Consider the following 16,931-nt stretch of genomic DNA (forward strand, 5'->3'; position numbering starts at 1 on the left):
CCGGCGGCTCGCCGGCCCGGGTCAGGTGGCCTGGACGCCGACCTCCCACAGCGAGTAGCCGTACGACGTGGCGCGCTTCGTGCCGACGACGCGGACGTAGCGGGCCGTCGTCGGGGTGAAGGCGAGCACGTCGAGGCCACCGTCGGCTCCCGTGCGGCTCGCGACCGTCGTCCAGCTCGACCCGTCGGTCGAGACCTCGACGCGGTAGTCGCGGGCGTGGGCCGACTCCCAGTCGAGGACGACGCGGCCGACCTGCAGCGCGGACCCGAGGTCGACGCGCCACCACTGGTTGTCGCTCCAGGCGCTCGCCCAGCGGGTGTCGCGCCTGCCGTCCAGGGCGCGGGGCGCGCGGAAGTCGGTGAAGAGGTCCCACTGGTAGCTGCTGGCCGTCGCCGGGCGACCCGTGGCGAGGTCGGTCGGCGACGTCCACGTCTGGGCGGCGCGGGCCGTCCGGAGGTAGGACTCGGCACCCAGGGCGAGCTCGTCGACGACCTGCTGGCCGCCGAGCCGACGCATGTCCTCGACCCAGTCGGGGATGAGGCCGTAGTGCGGGACGCCGTCGACGTTGTAGTCCCACGTGCGCTGGCCGGTGACCTGACGATCGGCCGAGGCGCCCCCCAACGTCGTGAAGGGGTAGGTCACGGTCGAGCCCGGCCGCGGTGCCGGAGTGCCGCCGAAGCCGTTCATGTCCATGCCGAAGCCGTAGCCGACGTGGTACTTCGCGCGCAGCGCCTCGTCCGTGTGCATCGTGTCGACGAACTCGTCGGCGTCGTGGCCGTACTGGGTGACGAATCCGCCCAGCCGGTAGAGGCGCTCGGTGAAGTGGGTGTCCATCCACGAGTGCGACGAGACGACGCCGGGGTAGTTCGCGGCCTCGAGGAGGTCGAGGGTGCGCGAGGCCGCCTTGACGCTCATGTGGTCGACCTCGACGACCATGCCGCGTCGCATCATCCCGGCTAGGGCGTACTCCCCCAGCGACGAGAGCCCGCGCGGGTTGCAGTGCGGCCCCTCGGGATAGATCGGCAGGACGAGGCCGAGCGGGAGGTAGGGCGCGAGCTCCTTGGGGATGACGCCGTTCGCGACGGTGTGGTCGTGCAGCTCACCCGTGCATGTCTGCACCTGCCACCACTGGCCGGTGTTGAGAAAGTTGCCGAGGTTGACGATGACGCCCTGCGTGCCCTCGTCGAAACGCACGCCGCACAGGGCGTTGTCGAACTTGTGGCAGAGGAACATCGAGCGCACGCCGAGGCCGTGCAGCTCGGTCAGCCCGGCGTCGATCTGCGCCTTGGTGCAGCCGGGGACACCGAGGGTGAGCTTGCAGCCGAAGGGGTTGCTCACCTCGACGCCGAGGATGACGGCGAGCTTGCCCTGGGCGACGTAGGTGCGGGCCTCGTCGGCGGAGTACGCGATCCGGAACCAGCCCTTGCCGGTACCGCCGTACTGCTGGTCGACGAACGCCTCGAGCTTCTTCGTCTCGGCGATCTGGCGGCGCACCGTGTCCATGTCGTCGCAGGAGTAGCGGTTGACCTGGGTCGGCAGGCTGCACAGGACGTTGTTGTTGACGGCGTCGGCGACCATGATTCGCTGGCCGCCGCGCCAGGCCCGCTCGACCCACCTGTAGTACATCTGCTGGTGGGTGAGGCTGCTCCAGGCCGGCCAGTCGGCGAAGGTGGGCCAGCCGACGGGGTCGTGGGTGGTGAGGGGGTCGCCGCCGGACTTGTTGGTGAGGTTCTCGATGAGCGCGGCCTGGCCGTTGGGGTAGTGGTTGTCGCAGTCCTTGAGCGCATCGGCGATTCCGTTGGCGCTGAACGTCGCCCCGCAGACGATGTTGCCGCCGAAACCGACGTTCGACATGAGGTGGGTGTGCGCGTCGACGTAGCCGCGCACCGTGCCGTCGGGCTGCGTGCCGCTGAACGGCGGTCCCGTGACGTCGACCTGCGAGTCGGGACTCTGCGGGTTGACCGGCGTGTACGGATCACCTGCGGCGGCGGCCGTGCTCAGTCCCGCCGCCCCGACCACGGCAGCAGCGGCGGCGGCGACGAGGGGTCGACGGATGGTCCGGAACCAGCGCTTCGTCATCGAAGCCTCCCCGAGGAGTGAGGGTCTCCTGATTCCGGCGAAGTTACCACCGGCAAGGGCGCTGCGCGCGCCGAGAACGTATGCCGTCCCGCCGGCATGACGTATCACCGTCGCGACCCTCCACTCTGACCGTCGAGGCTCGCAGACTCCGCGAGCCGTACGAGCACAAGGAGCACGTCATGGGCATCCCTCCACACGCCGCACGCCTTGCCGGAGCCTGGGCCGTGCAGACGACCCGGCCGGCCACCGCGCCCGCCCCGGCCGTTGCACGCACGGGCCGTCGTGACCGGTCGCGCCGGATCGACACGAGCCGCCTCCTGCACCCGCTGCGCCGGCCGATCCCGCTCTCACGCAACGACGCCCAGAGCCCGCTCGGCACCCAGCCCGCCCGGCACGCCTGACCTGCACGCCTGACCCGGGGACCCGGCATACGACCGCTCAGCCGGTCTGCGCCTTCAGCGCCGCCCGGACGAGGTCGACCGCTGCAGCGGCGTCGAGTCCCGCGTCGCGGGCAGCCGCGGCGAACTTCGCCGCGAGCGCCATGACGGCGACGTCGGCCGTGTGCTCCCCGGAGGCCACGACGGTGCCGGCGCGCCGCCGCGTCTCGACGAGACCGGCGGCCTCGAGCTCCTTGAAGGCGCGCGCCACGGTGTTGGCGGCGAGGCCGAGGTCGGCGGCGAGCGCCCGCACGGTCGGGAGCCGGTCGCCCGGCAGGAGACGACCCGTCGCGATGAGCCCGGCCAGCTGGGCGCGGACCTGCTCGAAGGGGGGCTCCGCGACCTCGAGGTCGACGACGATGCGCAGGTCGTCGGTCACCGGGACGTCACCTCCACCGGCAGGTTCCCGGCGACGGACTCAGCCGCACGGCGCGACCGCGGCACGGCAGGCGCGTCCCACAGGAGGGAGCAGAGCGCCACGACCAGGGCCACGAGACCGAGGGCGATGAGCGAGAAGGCGACGCTCTGCGTCCAGTCCCAGGGGGCCCGGGGCGCGGCCGGCAGGTCCAGCTGTGGCCCGATCGTCAGGCAGAGCCCGGCGGCGGTGACGAGCGCCCCTGCCGCCGACCACCGCAGCACCCGGACCCGCGACCCGAGTCGCGGGGCCCGGCCGAGCCCCGGGTCGTCGACGAGCCCGACGGCGCAGAGCACGAGCCCGCCGACGACGTAGCGCGTCCGACGCACCGACTCGGTGCCGCGACGGATGTCGAGGGATGCCTCGCGGCGAGGGCCGGATGTCGACCGGCGGGGCGCCCAGCGCTCGGCCACCGCCGCGACGATGATGCCGGCGACGGCAGCGAGCGCCGGTACGGCGGGGTGGGCGGTCGCACCCTCCCCCGACGACGACGCGACGGACCGGTCGACGCCTGCCTGGGCGACGGCATACGCAAGGAGTGCGCCGACGACGGAGCCCAGCGCGGCTCGGCGACGGGCCCGCGCGGCGAAGGCGTCGAGCCGGCGTGCGCCGAGCCACCGCGCGAGGTTGACGACCAGCGCGAGCAGCACCACCGGCCCGAGGTACCACGTGACGACGCGAGCATCCATGCCGAGCCCTTTCCCTGACTTTGTCGCAATCATTTAATCCATTGCTACAAAGAACGTCAAGGGCGACGCGTGAGCGGCGTCACGCACATCCTTGGACAGCATGGCCGTCCGGCGCACGACCACCGGCTAGCATCTACTACGTCATGTAGTTCTGGAGCGACCTCGCGGAGCCCCCATGGATGCAACGGACCTGGCACGGTGGCAGTTCGCCATCACCACCGTGTACCACTTCCTCTTCGTGCCGATCACGATCGGCATGTCCCTCATCGTCGCCGTCTTCCACACCGCCTGGGTGCGCACGCACAACCCGCAGTGGATGAGGCTGGCCAAGTTCTTCGGCAAGCTCTTCCTCATCAACTTCGCGCTCGGACTCGTCACCGGCATCGTGCAGGAGTTCCAGTTCGGGATGAACTGGAGCGACTACTCGCGCTTCGTCGGTGACATCTTCGGCGCGCCGCTGGCCGTCGAGGCCCTGCTCGCCTTCTTCCTCGAGTCGACCTTCCTCGGCCTGTGGATCTTCGGCTGGGGGCGCCTGCCCGAGAAGCTCCACGCGGGGACGATGTGGCTCGTGCACATCGGCACGGTGCTGTCGGCGTACTTCATCCTCGCCGCCAACTCCTTCATGCAGCACCCGGTCGGCTACACGTACAACGCCGCGAGCGGCCGCGCCGAGCTGACCGACTTCTTCGCGGTGCTCACCAACAAGGTCCAGCTCGTCACCTTCCCGCACGTCATCTTCGCCGCCTACATGGCCGGCGCCGGTGTCGTCATGGGCGTCTCGCTCTGGCTGATGCGCCGCGAGGCCAAGCGCGCCGTCGACGACGCACAGGACGTGGCCCGGACCGACGCCCCGATGTACCGGACGGCCACGCGCATCGGCGCGGTCATGACGCTCGTCGCCGCCATCGGTGTCACCATCACCGGCGACGTCCAGGGCAAGATCATGACCGAGGTGCAGCCGATGAAGATGGCGGCGGCCGAGGCGCTCTACGAGTCCGTCCCCGCGGGCGAGGGAGCACCCTTCTCGGTGCTCACGGTCGGCTCGCTCGACGGCTCGCACGCCAACGCGATCATCGAGGTCCCCGGCCTGCTCAGCTTCCTCGCGACCGGCAACTTCCAGGGCGCGGTGCGCGGCATCAACGACCTCAAGGCCGAGTACGCCAAGACGTACGGCGCGAGCGGCAACCCCCGGGTGGCCGACGTCGCGACCGCCTTCGTCCCCAACATCCCGACCACCTACTGGACGTTCCGTCTCATGATCGGGCTCGGCATCGTCACGGCGCTCATCGCCATCGCGGTGCTCTGGATGACGCGCAAGGGACGCACGCCGACGGCGAGGTGGCTGACGTATGCCGCCGTGGCCGCTCCGCTCCTTCCCGTCCTCGCCAACAGCTTCGGCTGGATCTTCACCGAGGTCGGCCGACAGCCGTGGCTCGTCTTCGGCCTCATGACGACGGCCAACGGGGTCTCCCCGAGCGTCTCGATGGGCGAGGTCATCACGTCGATGGTCGTCTTCACGCTCCTCTACGGAGCGCTCGCCGTCGTCGAGATCAAGCTCTTCCTGCACTACGTCCGCAAGGGGGCCGAGCCCTTCGAGGAGCCGCAGGACCCCGCCGACCGGGACGAGGACGCACCCCTCGTCTTCGCCTACTGAGAAGGGCTGAGCTGCAATGGATCTCGCCACCTTCTGGTTCATCGTCCTCGGCGTCCTCTGGACGGGCTACCTCGTGCTCGAGGGGTTCGACTTCGGCGTCGGCATGCTGCTGCCCGTCCTCGGCGGCAAGCGCTACGCGTCCGACGCCGTCGACGCCGAGAAGCGCCGCCGCGTCCTGCTCAACACCATCGGCCCGGTCTGGGACGGCAACGAGGTGTGGGTGCTCACCGCCGGTGGCGCCACGTTCGCGGCGTTCCCGCACTGGTACGCAACGCTGTTCAGCGGCTTCTACCTGCCGCTGCTGCTCATCCTCGTCGCGCTCATCCTGCGCAACCTCGGCTTCGAGTACCGCCACAAGCGGCCCGAGGCACGGTGGAAGGCCCGCTGGGACCTGGCGATCTTCTGGGGCTCCCTCGTGCCCGCGCTCCTCTGGGGTGTCGCGCTGACCAACATCGTGCGCGGCGTGCCGATCGACGCGAACAAGGAGTTCACCGGCAACCTCTTCACGCTGCTCAACCCGGCCGGGCTCCTCGGGGGTCTCGTCTTCGTGGCGCTCTTCCTCACCCACGGCGCGATCTTCGTGGCGCTCAAGACCGACGGGAAGATCCGTCACGAGGCGCGGCAGATCGCCGAGCGCGTCGGGCTCGTCGCCGCCGTGCTCGCCGTGGCCCTGCTCCTCTGGATCGGCCTCACCGACGGCAAGCTCGCCTCGTGGGTCACCACGGTGGTCGCGGCGGCCGCCCTCCTCGGCGCCCTCGCAGCCAACCGCGCGGGACGTGAGGGGTGGGCCTTCATCGGCACGGCCGTCACCATCGCCATGGCGGTCGCGACGTACTTCCTCGTGCTCTTCCCGAACGTCATGCCCAGCTCGACGAACCCGGACTGGAACCTCACCATCGCGAACGCGTCGAGCACCGACTACACCCTCAAGGTCATGACGATCGTCGCGCTGATCTTCACGCCGATCGTGCTGATGTACCAGGGCTGGACGTACTGGGTCTTCCGGAAGCGCTTGACCGTCAAGCACATTCCCGAGGACGCACCACGCGAGACCGTCTCCCGCTGACCTTCTGGTCCAGACGACCAGCCCGTCCGACAGATCGAGAGAACACGCTCCGTGAAGCCCTTCGACCCGCGACTCCTCCGGGCGGTCCCTGCCGCCCGGAGGCCCGTCGCCGTCCTCGCCGCGACCGGCATCGCGAGCGGTGTCACGACGATCGCCACGGCCTTCGGGCTGTCGGCGGTCGTCGTCGCGGTCGTCGAGGGGACCGACCTCACCTCTCCCCTCGCGTGGCTGCTCGGGCTCTTCCTCGTGCGGGCGTTCCTGGCCGCCACGACCGAGCGGGTCGCCGCCTGGGCGGGCGTCTCCGTCTCCTCGGCGCTGCGGGCGACGCTGCTGCACCGGTGGGGCACCGTCGACGCCGACGCACGGCTCGAGCCGGGCGCCGCCGTCTCGCTGGCCACCTCGGGCACCGCAGCCGTGGAGCCGTATGCCGCCCGCTTCCTCCCGACGCTCGTCACCGCGGCCGTCGTGCCGGTGCTCGCCATCGCGACGCTCGTCGTCGTCGACTGGCCGAGCGCCCTCGTCGTCGCGCTGACCCTCCCCCTCCTACCCGTCTTCGCAGCCCTCATCGGCAAGGCCACCGCCGAGTCGACCGAGCGCCGCTGGGCCGCCCTCGCCTCGCTGTCCGGCCACTTCCTCGACGTCGTCCGCGGCCTGCCGACGCTCGTCACCTACGGCCGGGCCCACCGCCAGGCCACGACGGTCCGCGAGGTCAGCGACCGGCACCGGCACGCCACGATGGAGACCCTGCGCATCGCCTTCCTGTCGTCCGCCGCGCTCGAGCTGCTCGCGACGATCTCCGTCGCGATCGTCGCCGTCACCGTAGGCCTGCGGCTCTCGCACGGCTCGATGACGCTCGGCGCCGGGCTCGTCGCCATCCTGCTGGCGCCCGAGGCGTACTGGCCGGTGCGCCGGGTCGGCGCGGAGTACCACGCGGCCGCCGACGGGGCCGTCGCGCTCGACGCGATCCTCGCCCAGCTCGACCCCTCCCCGGCCATGGCCGAGTCCCCCGCACCGAACGCGGCGTTCGGTGGGGTGTCGCCGGTGGTCGGCCGGGCCGGGGAGGTGCGGGTTGCCGGCGTCACCTACGCGTATGCCGGGTCGCCGGCTCCCGTCGTCCGTGACCTCGACCTCGTGGCGGGTCCCGGGCTCACGGTCGTCACCGGTCCCTCCGGCGTCGGCAAGTCGACGCTGCTCGACCTGCTCGCCGGACTCCGGCGCCCGGGCGCCGGCACCGTCGAGGCACCCCCCTCGCACTACGTGACCCAGCGACCCTTCCTCTCGACCGGCTCGGTGCGCCAGGCCCTGACGATCGGCCACCCGGCCACCGACGACCAGCTCTGGGAGGCCCTGCGCGCCGTCGGGGTCGACGGGGTCGTCGCGGCGCTGCCGGGTGGGCTGTCCGCCGACCTCGGCGACGACGGCTTCGGCCTGTCCGCCGGCCAGCGGCAACGGCTGGCCCTGGCCCGCGCCTGGCTCGCCCCGGAGACGCTGCTGCTGCTCGACGAGCCGACCGCGCACCTCGACCCCGAGGGCGCAGAGCACGTCGCCGCCCTCGTCGCCGAGCTCGCCGAGCGCCGGGTCGTCGTCGCCGTCACCCACCGCGACGAGCTGCTCGCGCACGCCGACCACCACCTCGTCCTGGCCGCTCCGCTCGAGGTGGTCCCGGGGGCGGCGTCGCTGCCGGGACCACCTCGAGACGCGGGAGAGGAGAGCGAGCGATGAGCGCCGTCCCCACGCCCGACCCCCGCGTCGAGGTGACCGCGCGCCCCACGTCGGTGCCGGCATCACCTCGAACCGGCGGCGCGCGTCAGCGGGTCTGGTGGCCCTCGGCGGGCACGGTCCGCGGCGGGCTGCTCGGCGGGATCGCCACGGCGTCCGGCATGGCCCTGACCGCGACCTCTGGATGGCTCATCGTCCGGGCGTCGCAGCAGCCCGTCATCCTCACCCTGCTCACCGCGATCGTCGCCGTCCGCGCCTTCGGCATGGCCCGACCGGTCTTCCGCTACTGGGAGCGCCTGACGAGCCACGACGCCGCGCTCGGGATGCTCGCCGACCGACGGACGTCCGCCTACGAGGCACTCGTCCCGCTCACGCCCGCCCGGCTCGGACGACGCCGCCGCTCCGACGTGCTGACCGGGGTCGTCGACGACCTCACCGACGTCGTCGACGCGCAGGTGCGGGTCACCGTGCCCGTCATCTCCACGGCGGTCGCCGGCGGCATCGCCATCGCGCTCACCCTGGTGCTGTCCCGTCCTGTCGGCCTCGTCATGCTCGGGCTCGGCGTCGCCGTGTGCCTCATCAGCCTTCTCGCGACCCGGCTCGAGTCCCGCTCCCTGCCGGAGCTGCTCTCCGCCCGCGCCGAGGTGACCCGCGTCAGCGAGCTCATGGCGAGCCAGTCGGGCGAGCTGCGCGCCGTCGGCGGCTGGGCCACGGCGCTCGGCTGGCTCGACGACGCCCACACCTCCCTCGACCGCATCACCCGACGCATCAGCGCCGGTCGTGCGGCCGCCGCCTCGCTCTACCTCGTCGCCGTCGGCGCGGCGGTCGCCGCAACCGCGGTCATCGCCCAGGACCTCGCCGTCTCGACGCCGGTCAAGGCCCTCCTCGTGCTGACACCGGTCGCCGTCTCCGAGGCCGTCACCCCGCTCGTCGACGCCATGCGCGCCCTCGCCCGGGCCCGCGGCAGCGAGCGCCGCATCGACGCCCTGCTCGACCTCACCCCCGCCGTCGCCGACGCGGCCGGGCACGCTGCCGACGCGGGCGACCCCGGCCCCGCGGCCGGCGACACGTCGGGCACCCGGCCCGGGCACCCGGCATACGCCGGCTGTGACGTCACGACGCGGGCACTCACCGCCTCGTGGACGGGCGCGCGCACCGACCTCGCGCCGACCGACCTCGACGTGCCGGCCGGCAGCCGCATCGCCGTCACCGGACCGAATGGCAGCGGCAAGTCGACGCTGCTCGCCGTGCTCGCCCGCCACCTCGACCCGTCGGGCGGCACCTACCAACTCGGCGGGACCGACGTGCTCGGCCAGCCGCTCGAGGAGACCCGCGCACGCATCGCCGTCGTCGACGACGAGACCCACGTCTTCGCCACGAGCCTGCGCAACAACCTGACGCTCGCGCGGCCCGACGCCGACGACGCCGCCGTCGAGCGTGCCCTGCGCGCGGCCGGTCTCACGTCTCTCCTGGAGAGCCTGCCCGACGGCCTCGACACGACGCTCGGGTCCACGGGACGCGGGCTCTCCGGCGGCGAGCGCGCCCGCCTCGGCATCGCCCGCGCCCACGTCAGCGGGCGGCCCGTCGTGCTCCTCGACGAGCCGGTCGCCCACCTCGACCCGCCCACGGCCCGCGCCGTCGTCGAGGACCTGACCCGGCTCGGCAGCGCACCGGGTACGACAGGGGTGGCGGGCACGAACGCGCCCGCGCAGACGATCATCATGGTGACCCACCGCGACGACGGCGCCGACCTGTTCGACCGTGTCCTCGAGGTGCGCCGCCCGCCATCGGGGACGATGTCCTCCAACACCGCAGTCCCGGTCCGCCACCCAGGCGACCGCACGCACGAAGCCGACCCACCCGGTCGGTAGATTGGAACGCCATGCCCAGCACACCCCGCAACCGACTCGGCGACCTCGAGCGCGTCGTCATGGAAGAGCTCTGGACCACCGCCGACGCCCACCCCGAGGGACGCACGGTCCGTGAGGTCCACGACGCGATCGGTGTCGAGCGCGGGCTCGCCTACACGACCCTCATGACGGTCCTCGACCGGATGGCGAAGAAGGACCTCGTCCACCGCGAGCGCGATGGTCGCGCCTGGCGCTACACCGCTGCGTCGACCCGGGCCGAGCTGACGTCCGAGTCGCTGCACCACACGCTCGGCGAGCTCGCCGGCGACAAGCGACGCACCGCGCTGCTGCACTTCCTCGACGAGTCGACGCCAGAGGAGATCGACGAGCTCAAGGCAGCACTCGCCGAGCTCGAGGCCCGCCGCCCCGACGCCGCGAAGCGCTGACTGGAAGCGCTGACCGACCGATGACCCCGTCCGCGGCCCGCCGCACCACCTGACCGTGCTCGTCGTCGCGGCCCTCGTCGTCCTCGCGGTCCTGCTCGCGTGGCCGGTGCCGCGTGTCCTGGCCCGCGCGACGTCGCTGCGTCGGGCGCCACGGGCCGCTCTCGTGCTGTGGCAGTCGACCGCCGTCGCCGCCGTGCTCGCCGCGCTGCTCGCGGCGCCGGCCGCCATCCCGCTGCTCGTCGGGCGCCAGGTGCGGCTCTCGGAGCACTGGGTGACGCTCGCCGTGGCGGCCGCGCTCAGCGGCGTCGTCGCCGTGCGCCTGCTCCTCTCGGGTGACCGCGTCGGACGCAACCTGCGCGCGGCCCGCCGGCGCCACCGTGACCTCGTCGACCTGCTCGGCGTGCCCGGCGAGGGCGCCGACCGGCACATGCGCGTCCTCGAGCACACGACCCCCACCGCCTACTGCGTCCCGGGCGTCCGCCGTCGCGTCGTCCTGACGCAGGGCACTCTCGACCGGCTCGGCCCCGACGAGCTGTCGGCGGTCCTCGCGCACGAACGCGCCCACCTCAGTGCCCGCCACGACCTCGTCATGGAGTTCTTCACCGTCGTCCACGAGGCGATGCCCGGCTTCCTGCGCTCCGAGGCGGCCCTGCGCGAGGTGCACCTGCTCATCGAGGTGCTCGCCGACCGCGCCGCGGTCCGGCACGCCGGCGCCGTCAGCACCGGACGCGCCATCGTCGCCATGGCCGGCGGACCCAAGCCCGCCGGCGCCATGGCGATGGCCGACAGCAGGCGCGTCGCCACCGCCCGCATCGGGCTGCTCGACGCCGAGCGGATCGCCGGCCTGCCGGTCCCCGTCGTCGCCGCGATGATGTATGCCGTGTCGGCCGTCCTCGTCGCGACGCCCCTCGCGCTCTACCTCGGCGCCATCGCCGAGCTGACGCTCGTCTGAGGGCCTGCCCTCGCACGCGGCCGCCTCGATAGGGTGGCGCCATGCGCGTACTCGTCAGCGGCGGAGCCGGCTACATCGGCTCGCACACCGTGGTCCAGCTCGTCGCGGCGGGGCACGAGGTGCTCATCGTCGACAACTTCGGCAACAGCAAGCCGACGGTCGTCAACCGTCTCGAGGCGCTGACCGGCACGCACCTCGACGTGCGGTCCTTCGACCTGCGCGACCACGACAAGACCGAGCACCTCTTCGCCAACGAGAAGATCGACGCGGTCATCCACTTCGCCGGACTCAAGGCCGTCGGCGAGAGCGTCGAGCTGCCGCTCGAGTACTACGAGAACAACCTCGTCTCGACCTTCTCGCTCGTGCGCGCGATGCGCCGCCACGGCGTGACGAAGCTCGTCTTCAGCAGCTCGGCCACGGTCTACGGCCACAACAGCCCGCCGCTGACCGAGGAGATGTCGACGGCGGCGACCAACCCGTACGGCTGGACCAAGGTCATGATCGAGCAGATTCTGCGCGACGTCGCGGCTGCCGACCCGTCGCTGCGGATCGCGCTGCTGCGCTACTTCAACCCCGTCGGGGCCCACGCGAGCGGCACCATCGGCGAGGACCCCCAGGGCATCCCCAACAACCTCATGCCGTTCATCGCGCAGGTCGCGGTCGGGCGGCGCGAGAAGCTGCTCGTCTTCGGAGACGACTACCCGACGCCCGACGGCACGCCGCTGCGCGACTACATCCACGTCGAGGACCTCGCCGCGGGCCACCTCGCGGCGCTGGCCAAGCTCGGTCAGGTCGACGAGCCGGTGTCGACGTGGAACCTCGGCACGGGGCACGGCACGAGCGTCCTCGAGGTGCTGCACGCCTTCGAGCAGGCCGTCGGTCGCGAGCTGCCCTACGAGGTGGTCGGCCGCCGCGCCGGTGACCTGCCCGAGTCGTTCGCCGACCCGTCGCGGGCGAACGCCGAGCTCGGCTGGCGCGCGGAGCGCACCATCGAGGACATGTGCGTCGACCAGTGGCGCTGGCAGAGCGCCAACCCCACCGGCTACCCCGACGCCTGACCCGGGCCCGCTCCCCGTACCCCACACCGAGACGACCACTCGACGCGCATACGGCACCCCTCCACCACTCGAGTGGCCCCGTCGTCACACGAACGACTCGAGTGGTCACTCCCGCACACCACCCACCACTCGAGTGGTCACTGCGCACACCACCCACCACTCGAGTGGTCACTGCGCACACCACCCACCACTCGAGTGGTCACTCCCGCACAGCACCCACCACTCGAGTGGCCCCGTCGTCACACCCGCGCCGCGCCTGTGCGTGTGACGACGGGGCCACTCGACGGTGGGGCGTCCCGGATTGGTGTGACGACAAGGCCACTCGAGTGAGCGGGTGGTCACTCGTGTGGGGCGGGGTGCTCACTCGACGTTGGGTGGGGTGGGGTGGGTCAGGGCTGGGGGTCGAAGGCGTCGTAGTGGCGGAAGGACGGGACGCGCGCGACGGAGACGATGACGAGGACGACGACGAGGACGCCGCCGACGACGGACGGCACCCACGTCGCCGTCAGGGTCGCGAGCGTGCCGGCGAACATCTGACCCAGCCGGGGTCCGCCCGTCACGACGACGGTGAAGACGCCTTGGGTGCGGCCGCGCAGGTGGTCGGGCACGGCCGCCTGGAGGATCGACTGCCGGAAGATCGCGCTGATGTTGTCGGACCCACCGGCCACGGCGAGGCACAGGGCCGCGAGCGCGAGCGCCCACCGGTTGGCATCACCGAAGTCCATCGACTCGACCGCGTGCCCGCCGAGCTCGGTGACCGCGAGGACGATGCCGAAGCCGAGGATGGCGAGGCCGTAGCAGACGATCGCGTTGCGGATGGCGAGACCCTGCCAGCGCAGGCCGGTGACGCGCCCCGACCCGAGGCTCGAGACGATCCCGCCGACGGCGAAGGACGCGAGCAGGATGCCGGCCGTGACCGACCCGCCGCCGATGACGATCGCGCCGACGGCGGGGAAGAGCACCATCGGCTGGCCGAACGTCATCGCGATGATGTCGACGATGAAGCTCATCCGGACGTTGGGGGCGCGGCGCAGGTGCGCGAGCCCGTCGACGACCGAGCGGAAGCCACCGGTCGTCGGCCGCTCCCCCTCCGGTCGGATGCGCGGCAGCGTCCAGAGGCCGAAGAAGCCGGCGAAGAAGAGGACGACGTCGACGGTGTAGGTCCAGGCGTAGCCGGCCCGCGCGACGAGGACGCCGGCGACTCCCGGCCCGACCGTCACCATGATCCCCGCCGAGATGCCGAGGAGCGCCGCCGCCTTGGGCAGCTGCTCCTTGGGCAGCAGGCGCGGCGTGATCGCCTGGCGGGTGGCCGAGGCGATGGTCGCGGCGACGGCGTTGACGGTGGTGATGACGTAGAAGACCCAGACCGGGGTGATGCCCGCCCACACCAGGGAGGCGAGGACCACGGTCGAGGCCCACGCGACCGTGGACGCGGACAGGGCCACCGCACGCCGGTCGAAACGGTCGGCGATGGCGCCGCCGTAGAGCCCGGCGACGATCATGGGCAGGAGGGAGAACCACGCGACGAGCGAGACCATGAAGGTCGAGCGCGTCAGGTCGTAGATGTGCAGGCCGACGGCGGTGTTGGTGACGAACGTGCCGATGCCGGCGAGCGTGTTGCCGAACCAGAGCCGGGCGAAGGGCGGGCTGACCCGCAGCGGCGTCAGGTCGATGAAGTGCGACCGACGAGCGGCCGGGGCAGGTGCCTCAGGGCCTGGAGGTGCGTCGGTCACAGAGCGAAACTACGCCACCGCCAGGTGCCCCGTCGGGGCGGGCAGGCAGGCCTCGACCTCGCGCAGGCGCGAGCCGTCGCGGACCCACACCCACCGGCCGCCGGCGGTGCGCCGGGCCACCTGGGTGCGCACCGTGCCGTCGGCCGTCGTCGACGTCGTCATGGCGAGGCCACCGGTGACGACGGCACGGGCCGACACCGCTGCCCCCGACACCACCGGCCCCGGCTCCCCGACCGAACCCAGGACGCCCGCTGCCAATGCGGCAGCGAACGCCGAGCGGATGGCGGCCGAGCCCGCCGCCTCGCGACCGCGCGGAAGGCTCACGACGGCGTCGGCGGCATACAACCCCACGATGCCGTCGAGGTCACCCGCGGCGACGCAGGCGGCGAAACGGGCCTCGAGGGCCTCGGGGGCACTGGCCCCCACGGCGGACGCGTGCTCGGTCGTCGTCATGGCCACACCGTCCCACCGGCCACCGACAGCCCCACCGACCCCACGGCCAACCCCCGTACCGGCCGGAGCGACGCCGCCCGACCGCTCGGCGACCCCGTGACGAGGTGACACTGCGCTTCGGGCCTCGCGGCGCGATCCGCGGTGTTCAATGGGCACCATGTCGTCTCGCCCACTCCACGTCACCTTCGTGTGCAGCGGCAACATCTGCAGGTCACCCATGGGGCACGTCATCCTCCAGCGCCTCGTCGACGACGCCGGCATCGCCGAGCACGTCCGGGTCAGCTCGAGCGGCACCGGCGACTGGCACGTCGGCGAGCACGCGGACCCACGAACCGTCGAGGTCCTCGCCGAGCACGGCTACGACGGGTCGCGTCACCGGGCCCGCGAGTTCGACCCCGAGGAGTTCGACGACCTCGACCTCGTGCTCGCCTCCGACGAGGGGCACGTGCGCATCCTGCAGCGGCTCGCCCGCACGCCGCACAACCGGGGCAAGATCCGCCTCGTGCGCGAGTTCGACCCCGAGGCGGTCGCCGCCGGCACCCTCGAGACCGGCGACCCGTGGTACGGCGGAGCCGAGCACTTCGCCCGGTGTTTCGCGGAGGTGGAGGCGGCCTGTCATGGCATCCTTCACCACGTCAGGGACCAGCTGGACGGCCGGCTGGCCGGACACGCGCACTCCCAGCACGACCCGGAGCAGCCCTGACCCGATGCGAGACCTGAATCTGACCGTGCCCGACTATCCCTATGGTTCCCCGTGCTGGGTCGACCTGCTCGTCAGCGACGTCCCGCGCGCACAGACGTTCTACAGCGAGCTCTTCGGCTGGCGGTGGCTGGCCGGTGACCCCGCGACCGGCGGCTACACGATGGCCCTGCTCGACGGCCATCCCGTCGCCGGCATCAGCCGCAAGCCCGAGACGGCGCCGATCCCCAGCCAGTGGACGACCTACCTCCGCGTCGGTGACATCGACGTCGCCGCGCGCGCCATCCACGCCTACGGCGGACGCACCCTCGGCCGGCCCGTCTCCATCGGCGCCCTGTCGCGGACCCTCATCGCCGTCGACCCCGGCGGGTCCTACTTCGGCGTGTGGGAGCCGGGCGACCTCCCCGGCAGCGGCATCCTCGACGAGCCCGGCTCGCTGACGTGGAACGAGCTGCTGACCCGCGACTACGAGCTGGTGCAGAACTTCCAGTTCGGCGTCTTCGGCCACGAGTTCACCGACGAGACCGAGCCCGACGGCCCGCGCTGGGCCACGGCCCACACCGGCGACGGCAACCCGGCCTACGGTCTCGCCGAGATCGACGGCGAGTGGCCGGCCGAGATCCCGCCGCACTGGGTCGCGTCCTTCGCGACCCGCAACGTCGTGCCCGGCCTGGCGCGCGCGCTCGACCTCGGCGCGACGCTCCTGCAAGGACCCTTCGACGGGCCCTACGGCGTCGGTGCGGTGCTGAGCGGGCCTGAGGGAGAAGTGTTCTCGCTCCTCGTCCCCGACCTCGACTGAGCCCACCACACACACCTGGAGCCGCACGTGCCCGTCCACGAGGAGCCCTTCGCCCCCGGAACGCCCTGCTGGGCCGACGTCATGGTCGACGACCTCGACCGCGCCCGCGACTTCTACGGCAGCCTCTTCGGCTGGACCTTCGAGGACCTGCCGCCCGAGGCCGGCGGCTACGTCATGGCCCGCAAGGACGGCCACGTCGTCGCCGGTGCCATGGCCAAGAACCCGGACGATCCCGGACAGGTCAGCGCGTGGACGGTCTACCTCGCGACCGACGACGTCGAGGTCACCGCCGACCGGGCACGCGCGGCCGGTGGCGTCTTCTTCCTCGAGCCGATGGACGTCGTGCAGGTCGGCCGCATCGCCGTCGGCGCCGACCCGGCCGGCGCCGCCTACGGACTCTGGCAGTCCAAGGAGCACACGGGCACCGACCTCGTCGACGAGCCCGGCGCTCTCTGCTGGGCCGAGTCGATGAGCCGCAGCTACGAGGCGAGCAAGGCCTTCTACTCCGACGTCTTCGGCTACCGCCTGCAGGAGATCGGCGAGGGTGGCTTCCAGTACTCCGTCGCAACCCTCGACGGTGACAAGCCCGTCGGCGGCATCGGCGCCATCCCCGCCGCAGCGCCCGCCGACGTGCCGTCGCACTGGATGGCCTACTTCGCCGTCGCCGACGCGGACGCGGCCGCCGACCGGGTCACGGCCCTCGGCGGTTCGGTCATGCAGCCGCCGTTCGACACCCCCTACGGCAGGATGGCGCTCGTCGCCGGCCCCCAGGGTGAGACGTTCTCCGTCATGCAGCTCCCCGAGCAGCCCGCCACCGACTGAGGTCCCGACCGACCGAGGGCGTATGCCGCCCAGCCGGGACCGCGCCCGCCCACCGACCG

16 protein-coding genes are annotated in these 16,931 nt (G+C 72.3%); 11 read left to right on the forward strand and 5 right to left on the reverse strand.

From position 1 onward, the window contains the following. Positions 1-21: 21 nt before the first annotated feature. Positions 22-2,079, reverse strand: a complete 2,058-nt coding sequence (locus ACSQ2D_RS19020) for a galactose-binding domain-containing protein (RefSeq protein WP_435987474.1) — start codon at positions 2,077-2,079, stop codon at positions 22-24. A 179-nt stretch (positions 2,080-2,258) separates the two neighbouring features. Between ACSQ2D_RS19020 and ACSQ2D_RS19025 the strand changes: the two genes are divergently transcribed. Next, complete coding sequence (locus ACSQ2D_RS19025) at positions 2,259-2,480, forward strand: hypothetical protein (RefSeq protein ID WP_435987475.1); 222 nt, start codon at positions 2,259-2,261, stop codon at positions 2,478-2,480. Positions 2,481-2,517: 37 nt separating this feature from the next. Here ACSQ2D_RS19025 and ACSQ2D_RS19030 read toward each other — a convergent pair whose 3' ends face one another. Together ACSQ2D_RS19030 and ACSQ2D_RS19035 are read right to left on the reverse strand one after the other, a co-directional pair. Beyond that, positions 2,518-2,895 carry a GntR family transcriptional regulator gene (locus tag ACSQ2D_RS19030; RefSeq protein ID WP_435987476.1) on the reverse strand — a complete coding sequence of 126 codons (378 nt, stop codon included), beginning with the start codon at positions 2,893-2,895 and terminating at the stop codon, positions 2,518-2,520. Next, entirely contained in the window at positions 2,892-3,620 is a 729-nt protein-coding gene (locus ACSQ2D_RS19035) for a hypothetical protein (RefSeq protein WP_435987477.1), read from the reverse strand. The genes ACSQ2D_RS19030 and ACSQ2D_RS19035 overlap by 4 nt, the downstream gene beginning before the upstream one ends. Positions 3,621-3,795: 175 nt before the next feature. Between ACSQ2D_RS19035 and ACSQ2D_RS19040 the strand changes: the two genes are divergently transcribed. Genes ACSQ2D_RS19040 through galE form a run of 7 tightly spaced genes read left to right on the forward strand, consistent with a single transcriptional unit; the run spans position 3,796 to position 12,365 of the window. Beyond that, the gene (locus ACSQ2D_RS19040) at positions 3,796-5,274 is read left to right on the forward strand and encodes a cytochrome ubiquinol oxidase subunit I (protein WP_435987478.1); all 1,479 of its coding nucleotides are present in this window, start codon (positions 3,796-3,798) and stop codon (positions 5,272-5,274) included. 16 nt (positions 5,275-5,290) lie between these two features. Further along, the gene (gene cydB / locus ACSQ2D_RS19045) at positions 5,291-6,340 is read left to right on the forward strand and encodes a cytochrome d ubiquinol oxidase subunit II (RefSeq protein ID WP_435987479.1); all 1,050 of its coding nucleotides are present in this window, start codon (positions 5,291-5,293) and stop codon (positions 6,338-6,340) included. Between the two features lie 51 nt (positions 6,341-6,391). Further along, on the forward strand, positions 6,392-8,062 hold the full coding sequence (cydD, locus tag ACSQ2D_RS19050) for a thiol reductant ABC exporter subunit CydD (RefSeq protein WP_435987480.1): 1,671 nt from the start codon (positions 6,392-6,394) through the stop codon (positions 8,060-8,062). Next, the gene (gene cydC, locus ACSQ2D_RS19055; protein WP_435987481.1) at positions 8,059-9,930 is read left to right on the forward strand and encodes a thiol reductant ABC exporter subunit CydC; all 1,872 of its coding nucleotides are present in this window, start codon (positions 8,059-8,061) and stop codon (positions 9,928-9,930) included. Before cydD ends, cydC begins: the two co-directional genes overlap by 4 nt. Before the next feature lie 11 nt (positions 9,931-9,941). Further along, the gene (locus ACSQ2D_RS19060) at positions 9,942-10,355 is read left to right on the forward strand and encodes a BlaI/MecI/CopY family transcriptional regulator (protein ID WP_435987482.1); all 414 of its coding nucleotides are present in this window, start codon (positions 9,942-9,944) and stop codon (positions 10,353-10,355) included. A gap of 55 nt (positions 10,356-10,410) precedes the next feature. Beyond that, positions 10,411-11,307: a M56 family metallopeptidase gene (locus ACSQ2D_RS19065; RefSeq protein ID WP_435987483.1), complete on the forward strand. Its 897-nt coding sequence runs from the start codon at positions 10,411-10,413 to the stop codon at positions 11,305-11,307. A gap of 41 nt (positions 11,308-11,348) precedes the next feature. After that, a complete protein-coding gene (gene galE, locus ACSQ2D_RS19070) occupies positions 11,349-12,365 on the forward strand; it encodes a UDP-glucose 4-epimerase GalE (RefSeq protein WP_435987484.1) in 1,017 nt (338 codons plus the stop codon). A 389-nt stretch (positions 12,366-12,754) separates the two neighbouring features. On the opposite strand, the gene ACSQ2D_RS19075 is transcribed toward galE, so the two are convergent. Together ACSQ2D_RS19075 and ACSQ2D_RS19080 are read right to left on the reverse strand one after the other, a co-directional pair. Continuing rightward, positions 12,755-14,098, reverse strand: coding sequence for an MFS transporter (locus tag ACSQ2D_RS19075; protein WP_435987485.1), 1,344 nt, complete (start codon positions 14,096-14,098; stop codon positions 12,755-12,757). A 9-nt stretch (positions 14,099-14,107) separates the two neighbouring features. Then, a complete protein-coding gene (locus tag ACSQ2D_RS19080) occupies positions 14,108-14,551 on the reverse strand; it encodes a YybH family protein (protein ID WP_435987486.1) in 444 nt (147 codons plus the stop codon). A 157-nt stretch (positions 14,552-14,708) separates the two neighbouring features. Here ACSQ2D_RS19080 and ACSQ2D_RS19085 point away from each other — a divergent pair, with 157 nt between their 5' ends. From ACSQ2D_RS19085 to ACSQ2D_RS19095, 3 genes are read left to right on the forward strand one after another with little or no spacing between them, the layout of a single operon-like run. Next, complete coding sequence (locus tag ACSQ2D_RS19085) at positions 14,709-15,254, forward strand: low molecular weight protein-tyrosine-phosphatase (protein ID WP_435987487.1); 546 nt, start codon at positions 14,709-14,711, stop codon at positions 15,252-15,254. A 4-nt stretch (positions 15,255-15,258) separates the two neighbouring features. Further along, complete coding sequence (locus ACSQ2D_RS19090) at positions 15,259-16,050, forward strand: VOC family protein (protein WP_435987488.1); 792 nt, start codon at positions 15,259-15,261, stop codon at positions 16,048-16,050. A gap of 27 nt (positions 16,051-16,077) precedes the next feature. Beyond that, the gene (locus tag ACSQ2D_RS19095; RefSeq protein ID WP_435987489.1) at positions 16,078-16,872 is read left to right on the forward strand and encodes a VOC family protein; all 795 of its coding nucleotides are present in this window, start codon (positions 16,078-16,080) and stop codon (positions 16,870-16,872) included. The last annotated feature ends 59 nt before the right edge of the window (positions 16,873-16,931 follow it).

Origin of the sequence: Terrabacter sp. LjRoot27, from assembly GCF_964254175.1 — a bacterium.
GTDB lineage: Bacteria > Actinomycetota > Actinomycetes > Actinomycetales > Dermatophilaceae > Terrabacter.